2 protein-coding genes are annotated in these 1741 nt (G+C 51.8%); one reads left to right on the top strand and one right to left on the bottom strand.

Annotation, left to right across the window (positions count from 1 at the left end; all coding sequences use genetic code 11):
• Positions 1-72: 72 nt before the first annotated feature.
• On the bottom strand, positions 73-318 hold the full coding sequence (locus ACOSYY_RS17550) for a hypothetical protein (RefSeq protein WP_421664126.1): 246 nt from the start codon (positions 316-318) through the stop codon (positions 73-75).
• Positions 319-446: 128 nt separating this feature from the next.
• On the opposite strand from ACOSYY_RS17550, the gene ACOSYY_RS17545 reads away from it, so the two are divergent.
• On the top strand, positions 447-1367 hold the full coding sequence (locus ACOSYY_RS17545; RefSeq protein ID WP_421664125.1) for a MerR family transcriptional regulator: 921 nt from the start codon (positions 447-449) through the stop codon (positions 1365-1367).
• The last annotated feature ends 374 nt before the right edge of the window (positions 1368-1741 follow it).

The following is a 1741-nucleotide window of genomic DNA, read 5'->3' as shown; positions in this document are numbered from 1 at the left end:
AATAATAATGTGCATGACCATCGTATCCTCCTCATTACATGACATGCCCGCATTTGGAACGCGGGATTCGACCTACAGGCGCCATTGCTGAACGTCTTGCTCTGTCTCCACCCTGCTTGGGCAGCGCACCCGATTCTTCAGGATCACGGAATCAATGATTTCTCCACAAAGAACACACCGTTCCGCTGTCACTTTAAACCGTTTGAGATTCAGCTCTGGAAATACCTCCGGCACCATCAGCCCGCCGCACCTTCGGCAGCCGTCTTGACCTAGTGGAGCGGCTTGGGAGAGTTGGTTGGTACGATCAAGTATTGACATGGTGCACCTCCACTCACTTCATTTGTCCAATGTTGTGTCAAATGTAGTGCATAATATGCGAGTGTGTCAAGTGTTATTAGAATAAAACTTTGACAAACATTGGGCATGTGGCTATACTTGTTTCAATTATGAATGTACATAGAATACATAGGGTTGCAAAATTGACAGGACTTTCCAAGGATGTCATACGGGCTTGGGAGCGGCGGTATGGAATTGTCAAACCTTTGCGTAGCGCAAACCGTTATCGGACATACACTGATGATGAAGTGGCGCTTCTGCGGTATGTGAAAGCTCAGATGGATAAAGGGCAGTCAATCGGAGATCTAGTCGCGACTGGCCGAGAACGACTCGTAGCGGAAGCGGCTCGGTCTGCCGTGACGGAACCATCCGAAAGTGGACCTTACGAGCGGCTCTTGAACGAGCTGATTAAGTTGCTCGATCCGCTAAGACGCGAATCTTTTGAACGTCGACTTAATGGAGCGGTGGCGGTCATTCCATTTGAGGAGGCCTTGTACGGCATCCTGCTACCGCTGCAAATTCGGGTCGGCCAATTATGGCATGACGGGCGACTCAACGTGGCGGTCGAACATTACGTGACTAATCAGGTTCGCCAAAAACTGTTCGCGGCCATGAGCCACCTTCCGGTGCATGACAAAGGACTGAGCGTGGTTGTGGCATGTCCGGTGGGCGAGTTTCATGAGGTAGGGGCTCAAGCGGCCGCTTATATTTGTGCCTCGCGCGGGTGTCAGACCTACTATCTCGGGGCTAATACGCCTATCGACCAATTGGCGATATTTTGCCGGCAGATCGACCCGAACGTTGTGCTGCTGTCAGTAACTACACCGACCCCGGCACATGAATGGTCTTCCTGGATCGCAACGCTTTGCGATCTCATGACTCCGCGTCAAACCATACTGATTGGAGGTGCCGGTGCGCAGTCCCTAAGTCTTCCTGAGGCGGCACGACGCATCGAGATTCTCAGCGACCTTCCGACCCTTCAGCAGCGCCTGGCTGTCCTTATGGCGAAGCAATCGTCGCACGTTCGGTGAGATAAGAGGACGAGAGGAGCTTCATGATCGACAATTCCAACTATTCTTCCTAGTTTGCTTATCTCATGAACCTCCGACATCATGCGGATTGTTTATAACTGGAGCACCTCTTCGCTAATGTTACAGGGAAAAGACTCCACTCATGCAAATGCGCCGGCAAGTCCCGAGCCATCGCCATTGTGATCACTGCCATCGTATCGTTGACGTTAAATGGTGGCTCGACTTGTGGTTGGGCCTCGCCTCTCGATAAGCGGTTCTCAGTAGAGTTTGAAACGGGAGCGGTGTGGCAATCCCGAAACGAAATCCATATCCCAGACAACGCTGAAGGAACGCGGTTCTCACTGGCCGACCTACAGGATAGCTCGCCTAATGTG

Source organism: Nitrospira sp. BLG_2, from assembly GCF_049222245.1.
This window is presented reverse-complemented; position numbering and strand designations above follow the sequence as displayed.